This window comes from Paenibacillus sp. KN14-4R, from assembly GCF_052180255.1.
In the GTDB taxonomy this organism is placed as follows: Bacteria; Bacillota; Bacilli; order Paenibacillales; family NBRC-103111; genus Paenibacillus_AM.
In genome coordinates this window covers 37926-57895 of sequence record NZ_CP197466.1, presented here as the reverse complement: position 1 = coordinate 57895, position 19970 = coordinate 37926, and the positions used below count along the sequence as shown (strand labels likewise).

Here is a 19970-nt window from a genome sequence, read left to right as displayed (position 1 = left end):
TGAGGCTGCGATTATTTTTTATACATTTTATCCAATGTTTTTTGGAAGTCTTCTAGCATTTGATCTTTATTCTTCTTACCGCCAATATAAGCTTGCATCGTAGAGCCGAACTCTTGAACAGCACCATCAGGAAGCTTGAACCAGTTCCAAGAACGAACGTTACCTGCTTGGCTGTACTTTTGAATATCTGCTGCAAGATCACCTAGCACTTTGGAATCTGCTGTAATGTTTTTGAATGCAGGAATGAACTTGAATTCTTCTACAATATATTTTTTACCGATGTCTGATGATACAAGCCAATTCAAGAAATCTTTTGCTTCTGGCTTAATTTTGGAGTTTTTGTTCACAACCCAGTTATTCGGTACGCCTACGAATAATTTATCTTGCCCTGCATCATCATTGATTGGCATTGGGATGAAACCAATTTTAATATTCGGGTCGATTTTGGAAATTTGAACTTGCGTCCAGTTTCCTTGTTGTGTCATCGCCGCTTTACCACTCGCAAACATCGTTACTTCCGTGTTATAGTCCGTTGTTAGTGCATTCTTGTTACCATATTTGATCGTCAAGTCGAACATTTTCGACCATTGATCGAACACGGAGTTACCCGGGATTTTATCTGATCCAGCTTTCAAGCCTGCAATAAATTTGTCTGGGTCTTTTTGGTTTGCGAATGCCACGTTCAAGTTATGAATACCGAGAATCCATGATTCTTGATAGCCATTAGCAAAAGGTGTGATGCCTGCTGCTTGCAGTTTTTTCGCTGCTTCTTCCAATTGCGTAAGCGTCTTTGGAAGTTCGGTAATGCCTGCTTTTGCATATAAATCTTTGTTATAAATAAAACCATATCCTTCAAGGTTCATCGGTTGGCCGTAAATTTTGCCGTCCTTCGTCATTGGCTCTTTCGCAATGTCATTCACGTTCGCAACCCATGGCTGATCGGACAAATCTTCTAATTTATCTTTCCACAGCTCCAAGTCACTAAATCCACCATTGTTGAAAATGTCTGGAGCGTCGTCTGAAGCAAACTTCGCTTTTAGTGCCGCACCGTAGTCCGCGCCTCCGCCAACCGTCTCAATTTGTAGCGTTACATTCGGATGTGCTTTCTCATATTCCGCTTTCAGTTTGTTCAATTGATCCGCAATCTCCACTTTAAATTGGAACATCTTCAATGTTACTTTTTTATTATCTTTAGGTGCCTCTGTAGCGGCCGTACTTGGTTTCGGTGTACCTGTCGTTGCATCTGATTTAGCTGCTTCCTTGCTACCGCAGCCTGCTAAGAGCGAAGCACCTACTGCTAACGTTAAACCCAACATCGCTAACTTTTTCATCTGACATCCCCCAATTTATTATAAAAATAATAATAATTTCATGATTTAATCATAATTGTTAATTCAACCTAGATACACGTACGATATTGAACAAAAAGGTGGAACATTTTGACGTGGGGCAAGGTGGAGAGTGTGGGCCGGTGCTGCGGGATGGTGGAGAGAGAGGAGGCTCCGTGACGGGATATGGGTGCCGATCGCTGTTGACCTCGTGTTCCTTGGATTAGGTTGGGTAAGGGGGAACACTCGGTCAAAGGCGAACACTTCGTTTCTCTACCCATTCCCCGTCCCTCCGCCTCCTCGCACCATCCCTGCGCTTGGCGAGACACTTTCCCCCTCCCCACTGCAAGCAGGGGGAGGGCGGATTGCAGGTCTGAGGTATAACTTACCTCAGACCTGCAATGTGGACTAATCGCTTTTCTTGACACTCGCTCACAGCGATTAAGACATGCGTTCACTTTTGCCAGCTCCCCAGCAGTATGAAATACTTATCAGTGACTCCCACAACCCAAATGCTGCCCACAAATTAATTCTAGCTCGCTGACTTCAACCGATTCCAAAGGTTGAAGTCCTTCCCTGCCCCCCATAATGGCTGCAGAGATTTTAAAGGTGTAGCAGTCACTGGGATTGGGGCGGAGAGGGAAGTGAAGAGTGGAGAAACGAAGTGGTCGCCTTTGACCGAGGGTTCCCTCCTACCCAACCTAATCAAGGAACCCGAGGTCAACAGCGATCGGAACCTTCACTTCCCTCGCAGCCCCAATCCTCCCCGCAGCAAATCATCCTTTTATCGATCCAGCCGTAATCCCCTCCACGATGTGCTTCTGCAGCACCATGAAGAACACAACAATCGGCGCCACGCTCATAACGAGCGCAGCAAGTGCCAAGTCCCACTGCTTGGTATATTGACCGAAGAATGAGTAGATCGACAGTGGAATCGTACGCACCTCTGGTTTTTGGCCGAGTACAAGAAGTGGCAAGAGAAAGTCATTCCAAATCCACAAGCTATTCAGCAGGATAACTGTCACGATAATCGGGCGCAGCAGCGGAAAGATAATTTTGAAAAACACACCGAACGGCCCGCATCCATCCACGACTGCCGACTCTTCAATCTCGCGCGGGATTCCTTTTACAAAACCATGAAACAAGAACAGTGACATCGAAAGACCGAATCCGAAATAACAGATCACAATTCCTGGTATGGAGTTGCTCAGGCCCAGCGTACTCATCACTTTAATGAGCGGAATCATAACCGACTGGAACGGAATGACCATCGCCGCCACCAGCAGCATAAAGAATACGTTGTTGAATCGACTTGGGAACCGCTGCATCCGATATGCCGCCATCGAGCTAATCAGTACAATCCCAATGTTACTCACTGCTGTAATGAGAAAAGAATTGAGCAGCGCCCTCGGGAACTTCGTAATCGTCCATACTTTCGAATAGTTACTCCACTCGAACTTTGTTGGCAGTGCTGCTGAATTCAGCAGCAAATCCGCGAAAGATTTCACCGAATTCACAATTACAAAATAAAATGGAACGAGAAAGATCAAGGCTATCACAATAGCAATAACTTCGATTCCAAAAATACGCTTCGAATAGAACCGACCTGTTTCCATTACATCTCCACCTCTTTCTTCTTCGTCACGTATACCTGCAAAGAGGATACGACTGCGACAACAATGAAAAAGAGGAATGCTTTAGCCGCACCAAGTCCGTAATTATTGTTCTGGAACGCTTCCGCATAGATGTTCATCGCGACCGATTCTGTTGAGCGGAAAGGCCCGCCTTTCGTTAGCGATAAGTTCAGATCGAACATTTTGAAAGACCAAGCAATACTTAAGAACAGACACACCGTAATCGCAGGCATAATAAGCGGAATAAGGATAGTGCGCAGCACTTGACCCCGTGTAGCTCCATCGAGATGAGCAGCTTCTATTAATTCTTTCGGCACATTCACCATAGCAGCAATATAGATAATCATCAGGTAACCAGCACCCTGCCATACGCTTACAATAATGAGCGCCCAGAAGCCCGTCGTCTCATCGCCAAGCCATGGTAACTGGAAGAACCCAATATTCGTTGCCTCGCCAATGGCAGCGAATCCTTTTACAAAAATGAACTGCCATATAAATCCGAGCAATAGCCCACCGATCACATTAGGCAGTAGAAAAATCGTCCGCAGAATGCTGCGCATTTTCAGCGGTTTGGTTAGCATATAAGCGAGAATAAACCCGAGTACATTCGTCAGCACAACTGCACAGAGTGTAAAGCGTGTCGTAAACCAGAACGATTTGAAGAAATCGGGATCATTCGTGAATAAGTCCTTGAAATTGCGAAACCCCACCCAAGTCACTTGATCCGATACCCCGTTCCACGACGTGAATGAATAATACATTCCCATTATAAAAGGCACGAGTACAATTAGAGCGAACACCAGCATGGCAGGCCCAACAAACACGGTTTGCTGCAGCGCTGATGACATTTTTTTGCTGCGGGACATGGTACAATCTCCCCTTCCTAGGCATAGTTGCAAATGACATGATACCTATTGTAGAGCGATTTGATATCAGAATACACAGAGGATTTTGATTGTTAGGGTGGAATATATTGAACACATCCCAAATTGAACCCTAATGGAGAAGCCGATGGATTTTTTAAAAAGAAGCATTCGCAACAAGCTCATCGTATTTCTGTGTCTAGCGACCATTGTCCCGATGGTGACTTTTATTATGATCACGTATCACAATGTGAAAAATAACGTGCAAAATACATCCGTCCAGCAGAACTCCAACCTTATTTTTCAAGGACGCACGAATATCGAGAACTACATGAACATTCTTAATCAAATTTCACTTTCCGTCTACAACGACCCGATCTACTATTCGGCAGGTACGCAGACGCTGTACAAAATTATTATTAACGGCCCAATCGAAAGTGAAAATGCGAACGAAATTTATCGCTCGATGCTGTTCTTGAATCGTTCAGTGAAAGAAATTTATCAAACTCGTCTTTATATTGCAAAAGGGGATCAGACCTATCTCATGATGGAGGGACTCGGTAAAGTTGCAGATGGTGATAAGCTCAGCACCACCGTATCTACTTCACGTCCAACAGTTGATCCACCGCATATAAGTCACCAGAATGGTACAGGGTCCTATCCCTATTTTGACCCGGGTATTGTCATGACGTTTCACAGACCGTTATTTGAACTGCCTTCTGACAAGCTGGTTGGCTCCCTATCACTGGATGTACGTATGAACGTCATCAACCAAATTTGTGAGCAATTATATGACAAGCAGCATGAACAACTCTATGTTTTAGATGAAAAAGGAACCGTCATTTACTCGCCCCTCCCCGAGCAAATCGGGACGGTCTTAAGTGAAGCATGGGTACAGCATGTCCAAGGTGTGACCGATGGTAAAGGCTCATTTGCATGGAACCAGGATCATTTTTCAGGGCTGCATGTTTATGAAAAAATCACGACTCCTTACATGAACTGGACGCTCGTAAAGCGTATTCCTTACGATTTCCTATATCAAGATGCTAGGCACCTAACTCAGATTAATGTACTGCTTGGCATCGTATTCCTGATTGTGATTATCGCTGCAACATTGACGATCTCGATCAAGATTACTTCACCGATAAAGAAACTCATTGCTTCCATTCGAAAAGTAGAGCCCGGCAACCTTGATGTCGTAATCGATGTCTCATCTCAGGATGAGACGGGGCAGCTCGCGAAGCGTTTTAACCAAATGATGCAGATGATTAACGACCTGATTGTAAGGGAATATCGGCTCGAGCTTGCAAATAAAACGTATCAGATCAAGGCGCTGCAAGCGCAAATTAACCCACATTTTATGTACAATACGCTGCAATTAATCGGAACACTTGCCTTACAACACGATGCACCCAAGATTTATACGCTCATTACATCGCTTGGACGCATGATGCGCTATAGCATGAATACGCATGAGACCATTGTTCCACTAGCTCGGGAGATTGATCATGTAAAAGCTTATTTAGGCTTGCAAAAACAACGATTTGATGAGCAGCTCGACGTTGTCTATACATTGGATGAACGATACGATTCCATTCTTGTACCCAAAATGACGCTGCAGCCGATCGTAGAAAATTATTTTAAACACGGATTTCTTCAGAATGATTCACGGATTGAAATTTCAAGTACCCCAGGAGTGGAAGGATTCCTTCTTATTCGTATTGCTGACAATGGCAAAGGGATGGATCCGGCTCGTCTAAATAGCATTCAGCAAACTTTGGACAAGTGTACAGGTGAAATGGAAGTGGTGGAATCACAAGAAAGCATTGGTCTCCTAAATGTGGTGTCTCGCCTCAAGTTCCATTTTGGACCCGAAGCCTATCTTTTACTTGAATCCCCTGCAGCAGGAGGACTCATCGTTAACCTGCATATCCCACTACCTAAGGAGGAAATACGATGAAGGCAATGATTGTTGATGATGAGAAACACGTTCGTGAAGCGATTAAGCTGCTCGTCCCGTGGGAGCAATTCGGCATTTCGACACTGATGGAAGCTGCCGATGGACAAGAAGCGATTGAGATGATGGAGGCGAGTCGTCCGGAGCTTATTTTTACTGATATGATGATGCCTGTTCGTAATGGTAAAGAGCTACTAGAGTGGATTCAGGCGCATAGTCCAACGAGCAAGACCATTGTCATCAGTGGCTATGATGATTATCCGCTCGTCCGTCATACGATGCGGCATGGTGGATTCGATTACATCCTTAAGCCTATTGATCCCGAACAATTAACAAATACGGTGGAGAAAGCCGTTAATAGCTGGAGAGATGATGAGGCAGAACGTGTTCGAAAAAATATGCAGAACATGGAGATGAATGTGATTCGGCCCGTCTATTGGGATAAAATATTCTCGGAATTCATTCTTCACCCTCCTACCTTGAGCAAGCACGGACAGGCGCTCAAACAAGAATTCGGCATTCATCTTGATGAGATGGCAGAATGTCAGGTCGCCGTTCTTGCTATGGAAACATTAAGCCAAGCGACTTGGTGTAAATTCACAGCGAATCGGGAGCTGCTATTCTTCACCGTGACGAACATTTGCAACGAAATTGTAGGACAAGATCACCCACGTATCGGTGTAGCCTTCCGTTCTTTTAATCGTGAGAATGAGATTGTGCTGTTATTCTGGCAATCTTTACAGTCCGTACCTGCACACACCACACATATTCATCATGTGTTATCTACGACTTTACGAGATCAATGTGAGGTCGGTTTGGGAGGCGTTAAGAAGTTGCCGGTAGGTGTGACAGATTCGTATCATGAAGCAAAACTTGCCCTTCGTTACCGCAATCTTCTCGACGTTGAAGCTGGGGTGCATCCGTTTCGTAAAGAACGGATGACGACGGTATCCGAGATGAGCTGGACAGCACATGAAGAACCTATTCGATTATCCGTGCTTAGCAGCCAGCCCAAGCAAATCCAAGCTGCGGTCGAACATTGGATGGACTCGGTTAGGCAGCAGCCTACGATTAACCTCGAACAATTCGAGCGTTGGCGGCAGGCGCTGCGTGTGCTGACGAGTCGCTGGGCTAAAGAATTAATCGACAGCACTGAGATTGAGCTGCCAGAAGACTTTATTGCTCTTCCTGTTGATGACAATGGACGATTCTCGGTAGATATTTGGGAGGAGCACCTTGTGAATGCACTCGTCCGGTTTTCCAATCAGCTTGGTGAATATCGACATAAGGGTTCCCATGTTGTTTACGACATTGCTAAATATATCGAAGCCAATGCGCACCGAGATGTGTCGCTGCAGGAAATTTCGCATCAGTTTTTCATGAGCAGAGAGTACATATCACGCAAGTTCAAGCAATATTTTAACGAAAATATGACTGATTACATCAGCCGCATTCGCATGGATCGCGCTAAGATGCTGCTGCTCAACCCTGCTCTCAAAATGACCCAAATCGCCGAAATGGTCGGCTATCAAGACGAGAAATATTTTAGCAAAGTGTTCAAAAAGATATATGGGATCTCACCCAATGAGTATCGGAAGCAGCAGACGTAAGATCACCATAGATAAGGAGCATGACATGAAAACCTTAACACTCAAGATGAAACGATTCGGGATAACGGCGCTTGCCGCAGCTCTGATCGCAGGAAGCCTCACAAGCATTCCTAAACCCGCTCACGCCGATGTGGTCTGGGATCATTGGAAAACAGCAGATAAACTTACAGCAAGCGGCAAGAAAGCCGAAGCGGTTCCACATTGGAAGTTCCTTGCTGACTATTATGCCAGTGTAGGCAATTGGGATAATGCGGCCCTATTCTGCGGCAACTTGGATTCCTATTTCGATTCAATCGGAGATTATGAACAAGCGATTCACTATTATGAATTAGAAAATGAGTATTGGGTGAAAACCGGGACAGATTGGGGAGCAAATAAACTCCAGCGCGCAGAGCAAATTCGAACGACAGTTGAGCTCTATCGCCAAGATGACAATACTGCCGATTTGAAGGCTTTAGCCGCCCCTAAAGATGGGAAATTGGCTAAGTTTGAACCCGCTTATGGTGCATATATTGGCATGTATTCCGAGCAGGACCCGAAGGTAGGTAATTATTTTAAGAAGACGGAAAACGTGTATGGGAAGAATCATGCGATTTATTTGGCCTACGCTCACTGGGGACAACCTTTCCCTGAGGCATATGCGCAAAGAGCAAAAGAAGCCGGAGGTGCGCTGCAAATCGCTTGGGAGCCTGATGATGGATTAGACCCAGTCGTAGACGGCGATTATCTGCGTAAATGGGCGCAGAAAGCAAAAGCGGCAGGCATTCCAATCTTTTTACGTTTTGCAGGTGAAATGAATGGCAACTGGGTCAAATGGCATGGCAACCCGAATCAATATATAGAGAAATTCCGCATGATCCACGATGTCTTCGCTCAAGAAGCGCCGAATGTTGCGATGGTTTGGAGTCCTGGAGATGTGCCAGCAGATGCCATTGATCCTTATTATCCGGGTGATGATTACGTGGATTGGGTTGGCGTTAGCTTATATATTGAACCCTATGCGAATGGCGACCTATCCTTGCCTTCCATGCTTGCCACGAGTAATGTTGAGCGGTTAACCAGACTGTACAATACGTATTCAGACCGCAAGCCACTCATGTTAAGCGAGACGGGTGTTCCGCATTATTCCCATTCAGCTAAGGAAGATTTTACGGAATGGGCGAAGCTGAATTTACAGCGATTATATGAGATCATGCCGTACAAGTACCCAAGATTGAAAGCCATCACGTATTTTAATGTCGATCAAGAAATGGGTGGAGCAAAGAACGATTACTCGTTAAGCAGCTCAGCTAGTATACAAAGCTATTACAGCAAGCTTATTGCCAATCCATTTCTATTATCCAAAGTATCTCAAGGTGCTGTACCCGAAGGTGGGATAGGCTATGTGAAAGTCGATGCGCAGCATGAATCCTTTTCTAAAAAATCCAGATTTATTCCATTCGTCAAAACACCTGATGTCTACATCGGGAAAGTGGAATATGTACTCAATGGTCATGTCCTTGCATCCCAGTCCGAATTGCCTTATGGCATTGACTTGGACGCTGCAGATGTTCCCGATGGATCCGTTCTCGAATTACGAGTGTATAACAAATCTGGGAATCAAGTCACAAGTCGTTCATTCCGCATTTCACCGCGCGTAAACGTTGTTATTGATGGCAAAGAGCAGATATTTAAGCAGCCTCCCGTTATTCTGAGTGGCTCTACCATGGCCCCTCTTCGAGCTATTTTTGAAGCCATGGGCGCTGTTGTTAAATTTGATGAATCGACGCAGACTGTAACGGCTAATAAGGGAAGCACGACATTACGCCTCACCCTGGATGAGAAAACAGCCTATGTCAATGAGCAAGCCGTTCAGTTAGATCAACCCGCTCAATTGGTAAATGGATTTACAGTCGCGCCTGCCAGATTCGTCGGAGAGGTGTTTGGCGGTAAAGTCACTTGGGAAGGTAAAAGTAGAACGGTTATGATTTCGACTGTAAAGGACCCAAAGAATTAGAAACAAACCCTTCCTTCCTAGGATGGGACGCAAAAAGGACCGCTCTCAACTTAGAGAACGGTCCTTTCTATTCGTAATGACAACGAATTCATTATTGGAACATGATCATGGATAGAATAAACATGAAGATAACACCAGCAATCATTGGAACGGATGTACGTTTCACAATTGCGATTGGGTCGGCTTTCACCGTACCTGCAACGATCAGAACAACCGCGGCAACCGGAGAAACCGCACGGAACAAGTTACCGGCTAACCCAAGTGGAACCGAGATAGAGATTGGGCTGATCCCAGCTGCCTCTGCCAAAGGAACAATCAATGGAACCATAGCGAAGATAAGGGCAATTCCACTTCCGCTCAAGATAACGATTAGAGCTGTTAGTGCTACTAGAATAAGCGGTAGGATAAAGTCCAGCCCGTTACCTTGAATGTGCTGCATAGATGATTGTAACTCATCAACTAGACCAATTGATTTTAGACCCGTAACAAACACAGATGCTGCAACGAGTAGAGCAACAATCGGAACCGCGCCGCCCATACCCTTGAAGAATGCTTCCGTCTTTTCAAGAACACTCTTATTGCCTTTATGTCGAATGAGCTCACACACAATCGCAAGCGTGAAGGATACTAATGTAGCAACTTCTACACTAATATTGATCGTTTTACCCGTAATAAACTGAGCCCCATAAGCAACGAGAAGAAGAACAATCGGGAATACAGGAAGAATCGCATAGACCGTCTTGTATAAAAATCCTCCGCTTATCACAGGTGTTTCCGTACTTTCGTGCTTCTCGCTTGTGCCTGTCTCTGCATTTGCAATGACTTTCTTGTCCATTCTCTTCTGCCAGAAGTAATGGACGACGGCGATAAAGAGCAACGTCGGAATAGAGACAAGAGCATGATAATTAAATACATAGTCTGTTACACTCAGACCCGCAAATGACGAGTGTTTCGCCAGCTCTTCCGCAATAGCAACATTGTCACTGCCTAGTGGCGTAGGTACGATTGTAGCTGAAGTTGCAATAACTGCCCCTGCCGTTAAAGCTGTCATGCCTGCTTTTCTTAAGATCGGATACAAAGTCGCCAGCAAAATAATGGCTAAGTTTGAAGCACTTGGAACAACGAGCGACAACGCATTTCCTAGCAAGAAAACGAGCGGCACAAGGATGTATACCGATTTAATCTTAGAAATGGGTTTTGTTAATGCATTTACAGTTACATCATTTGCACCAATGGAGGACATATAGGCGGTATATCCACCCAAGATGAGAACGATAAAGCCTGCAGCAGAGAATGTATCTTTAAACTGCGCGACGATTACTTGCAGCGGATCTAGCCATAAAGAACCCGTTGATACAAACTTTTTGATCGCAATTTCTTTCCCCATTCCCATACTGATGAATATGAGAATAATACCCATTAGAAACAGCGTAATCTTAATGTCCATTTTTTTAATTAGCATGTAAATTACAATGAGTACTGCAATAATAGCAGAGGCATACATTACGAAGTTAGAATCCATGATTTGACTTCCTCCCTAATTTGGGTGTCATTTAATTGCATTTACCTAAACTTTCCATAAACCATTGCTTGAACATATCGGGATCGATATCCACGCATACTTTAGCGTTACTTGGCTGCTTCAAGTATCCTCTGAGGTCCACCACTGTACATCCAGCTGTCATAGAGCCGTTCAACTCCACATCGACAAATGTTTCTACAACCTGGAACATCTCCGGCTTCAGCAAGTAGGCAATTGCACAGCTATCGTACATTTTTAGTCCCGTTTTCATGCTGCCGCCTCTATATTTTTGGAACAGCTGATAGATCATTCCGCCTGTCTGATTCATGCCTTTAAGCTGCTCACTATCTTCTGGGTACACAAGTGCTTTCCAACCCACATCGAGTCCAACCATGACAACAGGCAAGTTGCTTTGGAAAACAATCTTCGCTGCTTCTGGATCGGCAGCAATATTAAACTCGGACATGACGCCCATGTTCCCACGGGTTGTAGAACCGCCCATTAACACGATCTCGTCAATTTTTTCTTTTACATCTGGATACATCGTTAATAACAAGGCAATGTTCGTTAGCGGGCCAATAGGTACAAGCGTTGTGGGCTGCTCACTTGCCATAATGACACGATACATCGCATTTACTGCATGTTCCTTGAGCACACGATCTTGTGTGGGTTCCTTAAAATCAAAACCGTCCATGCCTGTCGATCCGTGAATATCGCTTGCATCAATAGGCGCTTTAATAAGTGGTCTTGCCGCACCCAATGCAACAGGTACATCTTTTCCGAAAAATTCAAGTAAACGTAGGGCATTCTTCGTTACCTTTTCAAGACTAACATTGCCAGCAACTGTCGTAATTAAGCGCACATCTAGTTGTTCACTGTATAAAGCGATTGCAAGTGCAACTGCATCATCAATTCCTGGATCTGTGTCAATAATGATTGGTCTTGTAGTCATAATAAGAATCCTCCTTAAAATTAAAAAAGTAAGCGATTACAATTTTGATACATTGAGCAGATCAGCAAAGCTGACTACTCCCGACTATTCATAAATGTTGCTACTTCTTCAGCAGTAGGCATGCCGGATTGTGCCCCAAGCTTAGTCGTAGACAGTGCAGCAACAGCATTGCCATATTTGCAAGCCTCTCTTAAAGGAAATCCTTTTACTAGCGCATAAGCTAACCCACCATTAAAGGCATCGCCAGCTCCGGTCGTGTCAATTGCATCAATTTTATAAGCAGGAACATGAATTTCTTGTCCCGCCTCGATGATCGATACCCCTTGACTCCCCTTCGTCACAATCAGCTTTCCTATTAGCTCTTTTTCATTATGATTTTGTTTCAGCAGCACCTGTTCATGCTCATTTGGAGTTACGTAATCGATTTTGCTAATAAGCTCTGCCGAAAGCTCTTGAATTGGCGCCGGATTAAGTATTACCGTGATATTATTCTCTTTCGCAATTTCTACTGCCTTCTCTACCGCTTCCAACGGAATCTCCAATTGAAGGATGACGATATCGCTATTTGCAATCACTTCGCGTTTCGATTCAACAAATGCAGCTGTAACGCTATGATTCGCAGCAGGCACTACAATGATGCTGTTGTCTCCACCTGATACCGTAATCGATGCGGTAGCAGTCGAACCTGTAACCGGTTCCACATTGCTCACATCAACACCTTCATTTTGAAGATGCGCCAATAGTTCCTTACCGAAATTGTCTGATCCTACACAACCGATGAGCTGCACGTGAGCACCAAGTCTAGCCGCAGCTACTGCTTGATTCGCGCCTTTCCCACCCGGATTCATCTGGAACTGATCACCGAAGAGTGTCTCGCCTACTTTAGGCAGCTGAGAAGTAATCGTAACCAAATCCATGTTAATGCTTCCTACAATTGTAACCTTAGGTTTCTGCTCCATACCCGTATACTCCTTAGGTTGAATTTTTCTCTACTAGTTCCACATCTAATCTATAATAGGTTTCTTCCACTGGCTGCTGTCTCATTAGCCCAACAAGCATGGTTGTTGCTTTTTCACCAAGTTCATAGATAGGCTGTACAATGGTCGTTAATTCAGGGGTCATCACATTCGTTAAAGCAATTCCATCAAATCCAACAATCGAAAGCTGTTCAGGAATCTTTAATCCAAGCTGATGCGCGACTTTAATCGCACCAATTGCCATAATGTCATTGGCAGCAAAGATACCATCAATTTCTGGATGACGCTCCAATAGCGCTAATGTCGCTTGGATTGAGGTTTGCATATCATAATTGCCATTTACAATGTAGCTCTCTTGATACCATGGCTCAGAAGAAACAACTTCCTTATAACCTTCGAATCGCTCTTCTGCATTCACTACCCCAACTGTACCTCTAATGTGGGCAATCCGCTTACACCCTTTTTTCTGCAAAAAACGTGTAGCCACTGCCGCTCCCCGCTTGTTCTCCACTACAATTGTAGGTAAGCCGCTGCTAATTTCACGGTCAATGCTGACAATTGGAATGTTAAGCGATTCAACTTGTTCAGCCGTTAGCGTGTTGGAAGAGATAATAATGCCATTCACATAATTTTGTTGCAGTACATCCAAATAGCCTTGTTCCTTTTCACTATTGCCATCGGAATTACACAAGATGACATTGTAACCCAACTTGGAAGCGGTGTCTTCGACTGCTCTTGCTAACTCGGTGAAAAAGGGGTTCATAATGGACGGCACGATCAGACCGACCGTACTCGACTGTTTCTTAAACAGGCTTCTTGCTACTTCATTGGGCTTATAGTTGAGCGAACTGATCGCTTGTTCAACTTTTTCCCTTGTGTTATGCCCAACATAGCCCTTATCATTCAAAACCCTTGATACCGTAGCAACAGATACGCCTGCACGCTGTGCCACGTCTTTAATCGAAGCCATACACTCACTCCACTCATTTAGGTAACCGGTTACACAATCAATATACGCTTTATTTATCTGATAGTCAATAACCTATCCTTGATTATTTGTTAGCGCTATCATTTTTTCTTACACGGTCTTTGGATCAACTTCCCTATTCATGCATCGACATGCTATAATATCCCTTGTACCGCGCGCCCGTAGCTCAGCAGGATAGAGCGACAGTTTCCTAAACTGCAGGTCGTACGTTCGAATCGTATCGGGCGCGCCATAAAGGATACAACATCCCTTTTTCAACTATAAAAAAGCCGACGGATCGCTCATCCATCGGCTTTATTTTTATTATTATTTATTTCAAATACTCTATCATTTTTTTTAGTAACACGGCAACCTCTGCTCGTGTCACATGATCTTTAGGTGCAAGTTTTTTATCTTCGTTACCTTGCATGATCTTTTCATTAACAAGCAATTTCATAGCGCTGATTGCCCAATCAGAAAGCTGATCCTTGTCACTAAAACTTATTAACAAATCAATATCGAATTTATTTTTACCAGAACTATGTTTTTCAATGACTTTGCTCAGCATGACTGCAAGCTGCTCTCTTGTAATAGAATCATTCGGTGCAAACTGATCAGCATTCAAACCATTAATTAAACCTAACTTGAATGCTTGATTAATATCTTTTGAATACCATTTTTGAGAATCAACATCCTTAAATATACTCTCCGCTTGCGGAAGACCAGACTCTGATCCCAGAATGCGCATTAACAATGAAGTGACTTCTGCTCGTGAAATAGGATCTTGTGGTTTATATAACCCTTCATAATTCCCTTTTACTATAAATCTAGATGCTAACCATGATACATCCTTCTCTGCCCAGTGTCCTTTTACATCATCAAAAGTCTTACTATAATTCAGAACATATAGCATATCATTAGAGTGATGTTTGAATTCTACAATAAGTTGGCCGTCTTTCATCATAGTCGTAGCTGGTTCATAAGCCCACTCACCAGTATCAGCATTTTTCTTAACCACAATTACATCGGATGTAGATCCCTTAGGCAAAATAACCTGCGATGTTAACCAGTTCACCTCAATTTGCTTCTCCCCATTCTTCACGTACATTCTCACGGGTAAAGAATGAGCAACAACTTCCGGACTTGTACTGATTTCAGGCTGCAGCACTATATTGAGTATTAGATTTGTATAATTGTCGAAATTGTTCTTCAGTAAATCCTCATTAATATCACTAAATTTTAGTTTTGCCGTTCCCTTTTCATTGCTAAGAAGGATGTAACCTTCAGATAGTTTTTGCTTTCCTAATAAGATAGCTGCTAATGGAACATTTAAGCTACTTTTGAAATCAACTGTAATTTGATTTTTATTCGTTTCTTTGAGTGAAGTAAATAAATTGTTCCAATTTACATTTTTAAGATCACCTTTTAATTGTACACCATCTGATGTGATCCTAATTTCAGGTAATGAAGGTGCCACTACTGGACTAGAGGAACCACCGGATGAAGAACCACCATTAGGTTGTGATGTTGGTGGTGTTGTAGGCGGAATCTCGGGTGTTTGACCGTCTGAAACGATACTAACATTTTTTAATTTCTCAGGTAAAACAACGTTGTCCACATTCACTTGAATATCGATGTTTTCTGCTTTGGAATAGGAGGCTGTTATATAATAGGTTGATAGATCATCCGTACCATTTTTCCCATCATCCTCTAGGTTATCCCCCAACTTCACATTATTAATAATTAAATTTCCACTAGCAATTTTATCAGTCCCTGAAACCAATGGTACAATACTAAAATTGTCTTTATGAAAATTCCTATACCCAAATCCTGCTGCATCATTTAATCTCACTTTAAACGTAAACTCCTCATTAATTTTCGGTTTTGAAGGAGAAATGGTTTGCGTAGTTTTACTTCTGTTCAATGTTGAATTCCAGACTAATTTTGTATTTGTCCCTTCTTTTAAGACTAATGGTTGCGAAATCTCATAAAAATATTCTCTCTTTAGCACTGCAAAATTAAGTGTAATCATGCGCGATATTTCATCTATAGAAAAATCAACATATTGTTTTGTTCCATTATTTATAAAGAACACCTTTAAACCTTTTCTTATCTCTTGCGCACTTGCACCTACAAGGTGTAACCTAAATCCTCCTACAATCCCTCCAAAAGCATCTACCCCTGTTACAACTTTATCTTCATCAGGTGTCTTATATAAGATTGCTTTAGCATATTTTGTCCATCTACCTAATACATTCTCTGCTGCAATCTCTATTCGATATTCCGTATCAAGTGATAATCCTGTTAATTTATAACTTAGAACACTACTTGGCAAAGTTGCAATATCTATTTCATTCACAATGATTTTATAATGGGTAATTTCTTTTAAATCAAATGCTTCATTCCAATTAATAACTATACTCGTTTTGTCATCTTGGTGATAAGTTAAAGAATACATTCCGTCCATGACCCACCAACTTGGATCATTATTTTTATCATCATCTTCATTATATATGTTAATGTTCTTCAACTTTCCAAGTGGGGTATTATTTAATATAAATTCAATATCAATATTTTCAACTGTATCACTAGTTAATGTAAAAATAGAAAAGGACTCTTTTGATCCACTTGTTTTAATTTTACGAAGTATGATATTTCCATTTGCTTTCTGATTGGTACCGGTCTTATATGCGTTTAGCTTAAAGTTAGATATATTAATTCCTTCAAAATTAAAAGGAGTTCGTATAGCTACATTAAAATCACTACCTTTAATAGGCTTTTCAGGAAATATTTTTTGTTCGATATACATATTACTTTCATTCAGTTCCCACTTTATTGTAGTATCTAAATTAGCCTTTATAGTAATTTTATCTGAGAAATTAAGCTTGTATAAAATCCCTAAATTTGGATTAATAATTTCTATATATATTTGTCCATTACGATAGTCATTACGATAAATATTATAATCAACTACTTGATTTTTTTCTGCTGAAGTAATAATTAGTTCATTTTTGATATCATAAGGAGAAAGCCTGCTTGTTGTTTGAATCATAAATTTACCAAATCCATCGAATGGATGTAATATTATATCTGACACTTTAATAGGAGTTACATCTTGTGCTCCTCCATTTGCTAACTCTTTCATTTGACCCTGATTTTCTTTTCCTTCCTCATTACTTACAGACACTGGGGTATTATTATCAGCTACCTCTCCCATTACCCCAACAGGCACAACTAACGTACTCAGCATGACCATAACTGCTAGTACTATAAATCTTGATTTCTTAAACACTTGCAATTTCTTTAATCTAAATCGCATACCCATGTTTTTATGAACCTCTCCATTCAAAATATTATTATTTTATACCAAAATATGTAACAGTTATATTTTACCTTTTTTCAGAGTGACAAGATACCATTTATTTACTTATGAAGCTTCATGCGCACTCAATCCTAATATCCTACTAAACATTCTCTACAAAACAACAAAAAAACCGCCTGCTTCACCACAGACGGCTCTTCCATTCCCTATATATTATTCCCACGCTGGGCATCTCGTAATTGTCTATAACTAATTCGCTTAATCCCTTCCGCAGCGATCAAATCCTGAATATCGGTATCAAGGAACAATTGCTTTTCCATCTCCCGCTTAGCGGCATACGGCATAATCGCATCCAATTCAGATGTAATCGTACTCGGATGAATCAGAATTTCTGAAATACCCGGGTTCAAACCTCGAATGATCGCCATCATCTGCTGCTTCACATCTTCATACGTTTCATTCGCTTGTGGAGCAAAAGGCAGTTGATACAGATCATCAATGATCATAATCCCCTTCTCTTCTGCAGAACGGATACGTTTCTTCGCAAGCAAAGCCACTTGGCTGAGCAGATGTACACCTACAAATCTGCGCGGTAAGCGCAGCGGCAATTCATAATATTGACAAGCCTCGAAGACGGTCTCTAGAAAATCTTTTCCAGTCGTTAAGCCGTACAGGCTTCCCATGTGTATATCGAGGTGGGTGGGATCAACACCCCAAGCAATCGCTTGCTCGATTTGATTAAAAATCTCCTTACGAACATGCGCAGCATCTGCATGCGTTTCTAACTCAAAGGAAGTCTCAGGGAAGAAGCCCTCATGTGTCACCAAAGTGTAAACGCTGTCATCTCTCGTTACAGGTCCCCACTTATAAAGCGGCCACTCACTCGTAAACGTTAGATGAATACCGACATCCAGGTGACTATGATTCCTACTGAATACGGCTGCTTCCTTCGCCCATGGGCAAGGTACCATCAATGTTGCTGAGGACACGGCGCCAGACAATAAAAGTTCTTGTATAGCTAAGTTATTCGTATGACACATCCCATAATCGTCGGCATTCACAATAAGTAACCGTTCATCAGGTGCAAACCCCATTTTTTCTTGTTGCATGCTCATTGACTGAACCCCCCATATAATCCGTGTATCCTGCATTTCTGCCCTAAAAGAAGCACAGTTTGACTTGAACACTGTGCTCTTTTAGAATCATTATAATGGAATTCAGCTGGTAATGTAAGCGCTATTTTAAAGTCAGATTATTCAAAAATAATGCTTCTTTATTTCCCATATATGGACGCAGTGCCTTCGGAATATAGACCGAACCATCCTCACGTTGATGATTTTCCAAAAGTGGGATCAAGATACGTGGTGATGCAACTGCCGTGTTATTAAGCGTGTGGCAATATTTCAACTGACCGTCCTTATCCCGGTATCTGATGTTCGAGCGTCTAGCTTGGAAATCGTGCAAATTCGACGACGAATGTGTTTCCCCATAAGCGTTCCTGCTTGGCATCCATGTCTCAATATCGTACTGTTTGTACGTCTTCTGCGACATATCCCCGGTACACACCGCAACCACACGATAAGGAAGTTCTAACAGCTGCAAGATATCCTCTGCGTGCTGCGTGATTTCTTGGAGTAAGGCTTCCGAGACTTCAGGATCATTTTCGCAAAATAGAACTTGTTCCACTTTCGCAAACTGATGCACTCGATACAAGCCGCGGACGTCCTTGCCCGCCGATCCAACCTCACTTCGGAAACAAGTCGATACAGCTGCAAGATGAATCGGTTCCGTCACATCCACAATTTCATCACGGAAATACGAAACGAGCGGAACCTCCGATGTACCAACCAACCATTTCCCCTCGTCAGCCATCTTGAAGGTCGTATCCTCACCCAGCGGGAAGAAGCCTGTTCCATCCAGTGCCTCACTACGCACAATAAGCGGCACATCCATCGGTGTGAATCCGCGCTCGACAAGGTAATCGAGTGTCATCTGCTGCACAGCGCGGTGAAGATAAAGCCCTGCCCCTTTGAGAAAATAATTCCGAGTCCCCGCCACCTTCACACCGCGTGGAATGTCGATCATCTCATGCATTTCACCTAATGTCACATGATCCAAGAATTCATAATCGAATGTCGGAATTTCTCCAACCCGCTTCACTTCCACATTGTCCTCATCCGATTGACCGATTGGCGTATCTGGCGACACCACGTTCGGAACAAGGTTCATCCACTGATTATATTCCGATTCGACGACAGTAAGAGCCGCCTCCACGGCTACCAGCTGTTCGTTAATGCCTTTCACCTGATCCCTGATTCCCGCAATTTCATCCTTTTTCCCTTGCTGCACAAGCTGACTGATCTGCTGCGACAAGCTGTTACGCTGACTTCTGAGTCTTTCTGTCTCTTGCAGCAATTTCCGCTTTTTCTCATCACATGCAAGCAAATCTGGTATGGAAATTTGAATCCGTTTTTGATTGGCTACCTCTTGAATGACATCTGCATTTTGTCTGATAAACTTCATTTCTAACATGTACACCGCGCCCCTTTGTCTATAAAAATACAAAAAACGCCCTCATCCGTTTGGGACGAGGAGCGTTCGCTCGCGGTGCCACCCAACTTGATCAGCCTCGCGTATACGAGATTCTGATCCTCTTTGGTTCCGCGGTAACGGGCGGTGCCGGTTTATTTAGGGAGTACAGACAAGTTGTAAACAACCTGATTACTCTGGTCAAAAACGCCTCCGAGTTGGATGCTCATCATAGGCATAATCACGATATCATTTTAGTTGTTACTTAGTATAGCCATTTCGTTGGTGTAGGTCAATAGTTGCTAACTGAATG

The 19970-nt window shown here is 42.8% G+C and carries 13 protein-coding genes and 1 tRNA gene; 4 read left to right on the top strand and 10 right to left on the bottom strand.

What is annotated here, in order from left to right; translation table 11 throughout:
* Positions 1-11: 11 nt before the first annotated feature.
* The 3 genes from ACSBOP_RS00285 to ACSBOP_RS00275 all read right to left on the bottom strand — a co-directional run bounded on the left by ACSBOP_RS00285 (position 12) and on the right by ACSBOP_RS00275 (position 3828).
* Positions 12-1331, bottom strand: a complete 1320-nt coding sequence (locus ACSBOP_RS00285; RefSeq protein WP_442602539.1) for an ABC transporter substrate-binding protein — start codon at positions 1329-1331, stop codon at positions 12-14.
* A 773-nt stretch (positions 1332-2104) separates the two neighbouring features.
* Positions 2105-2944 carry a carbohydrate ABC transporter permease gene (locus tag ACSBOP_RS00280; RefSeq protein WP_442602538.1) on the bottom strand — a complete coding sequence of 280 codons (840 nt, stop codon included), beginning with the start codon at positions 2942-2944 and terminating at the stop codon, positions 2105-2107.
* Positions 2944-3828, bottom strand: a complete 885-nt coding sequence (locus ACSBOP_RS00275) for a carbohydrate ABC transporter permease (protein WP_442602537.1) — start codon at positions 3826-3828, stop codon at positions 2944-2946. Before ACSBOP_RS00275 ends, ACSBOP_RS00280 begins: the two co-directional genes overlap by 1 nt.
* 145 nt (positions 3829-3973) lie before the next feature.
* Here ACSBOP_RS00275 and ACSBOP_RS00270 point away from each other — a divergent pair, with 145 nt between their 5' ends.
* Genes ACSBOP_RS00270 through ACSBOP_RS00260 form a run of 3 tightly spaced genes read left to right on the top strand, consistent with a single transcriptional unit; the run spans position 3974 to position 9388 of the window.
* Positions 3974-5785 carry a cache domain-containing sensor histidine kinase gene (locus ACSBOP_RS00270; RefSeq protein WP_442602536.1) on the top strand — a complete coding sequence of 604 codons (1812 nt, stop codon included), beginning with the start codon at positions 3974-3976 and terminating at the stop codon, positions 5783-5785.
* Positions 5782-7392 carry a response regulator transcription factor gene (locus tag ACSBOP_RS00265; protein ID WP_442602535.1) on the top strand — a complete coding sequence of 537 codons (1611 nt, stop codon included), beginning with the start codon at positions 5782-5784 and terminating at the stop codon, positions 7390-7392. Before ACSBOP_RS00270 ends, ACSBOP_RS00265 begins: the two co-directional genes overlap by 4 nt.
* Positions 7393-7417: 25 nt before the next feature.
* On the top strand, positions 7418-9388 hold the full coding sequence (locus ACSBOP_RS00260; RefSeq protein WP_442602534.1) for a stalk domain-containing protein: 1971 nt from the start codon (positions 7418-7420) through the stop codon (positions 9386-9388).
* Between the two features lie 91 nt (positions 9389-9479).
* Here ACSBOP_RS00260 and dcuC read toward each other — a convergent pair whose 3' ends face one another.
* From dcuC to ACSBOP_RS00240, 4 genes are all read right to left on the bottom strand, one after another.
* Positions 9480-10910, bottom strand: a complete 1431-nt coding sequence (dcuC, locus tag ACSBOP_RS00255; RefSeq protein WP_442602533.1) for a C4-dicarboxylate transporter DcuC — start codon at positions 10908-10910, stop codon at positions 9480-9482.
* A gap of 31 nt (positions 10911-10941) precedes the next feature.
* Positions 10942-11862 (bottom strand): ribonucleoside hydrolase RihC, encoded by a 921-nt coding sequence (gene rihC / locus ACSBOP_RS00250; RefSeq protein WP_442602532.1) that lies wholly within the window; start codon positions 11860-11862, stop codon positions 10942-10944.
* Positions 11863-11936: 74 nt separating this feature from the next.
* Positions 11937-12821 (bottom strand): ribokinase, encoded by an 885-nt coding sequence (gene rbsK / locus ACSBOP_RS00245; RefSeq protein WP_442602531.1) that lies wholly within the window; start codon positions 12819-12821, stop codon positions 11937-11939.
* 13 nt (positions 12822-12834) lie between these two features.
* Positions 12835-13809, bottom strand: coding sequence for a LacI family DNA-binding transcriptional regulator (locus ACSBOP_RS00240; RefSeq protein WP_442602530.1), 975 nt, complete (start codon positions 13807-13809; stop codon positions 12835-12837).
* Between the two features lie 173 nt (positions 13810-13982).
* Here ACSBOP_RS00240 and ACSBOP_RS00235 point away from each other — a divergent pair.
* Positions 13983-14059: transfer RNA gene (locus tag ACSBOP_RS00235), tRNA-Arg, on the top strand.
* A 78-nt stretch (positions 14060-14137) separates the two neighbouring features.
* Here ACSBOP_RS00235 and ACSBOP_RS00230 read toward each other — a convergent pair.
* The 3 genes from ACSBOP_RS00230 to serS form a co-directional block, all read right to left on the bottom strand.
* Positions 14138-17131, bottom strand: coding sequence for an S-layer homology domain-containing protein (locus ACSBOP_RS00230; protein WP_442602529.1), 2994 nt, complete (start codon positions 17129-17131; stop codon positions 14138-14140).
* A gap of 203 nt (positions 17132-17334) precedes the next feature.
* Positions 17335-18243, bottom strand: coding sequence for a polysaccharide deacetylase family protein (locus tag ACSBOP_RS00225; protein ID WP_442602528.1), 909 nt, complete (start codon positions 18241-18243; stop codon positions 17335-17337).
* 121 nt (positions 18244-18364) lie between these two features.
* Complete coding sequence (gene serS, locus ACSBOP_RS00220; RefSeq protein ID WP_442602527.1) at positions 18365-19660, bottom strand: serine--tRNA ligase; 1296 nt, start codon at positions 19658-19660, stop codon at positions 18365-18367.
* Positions 19661-19970: the final 310 nt, after the last annotated feature.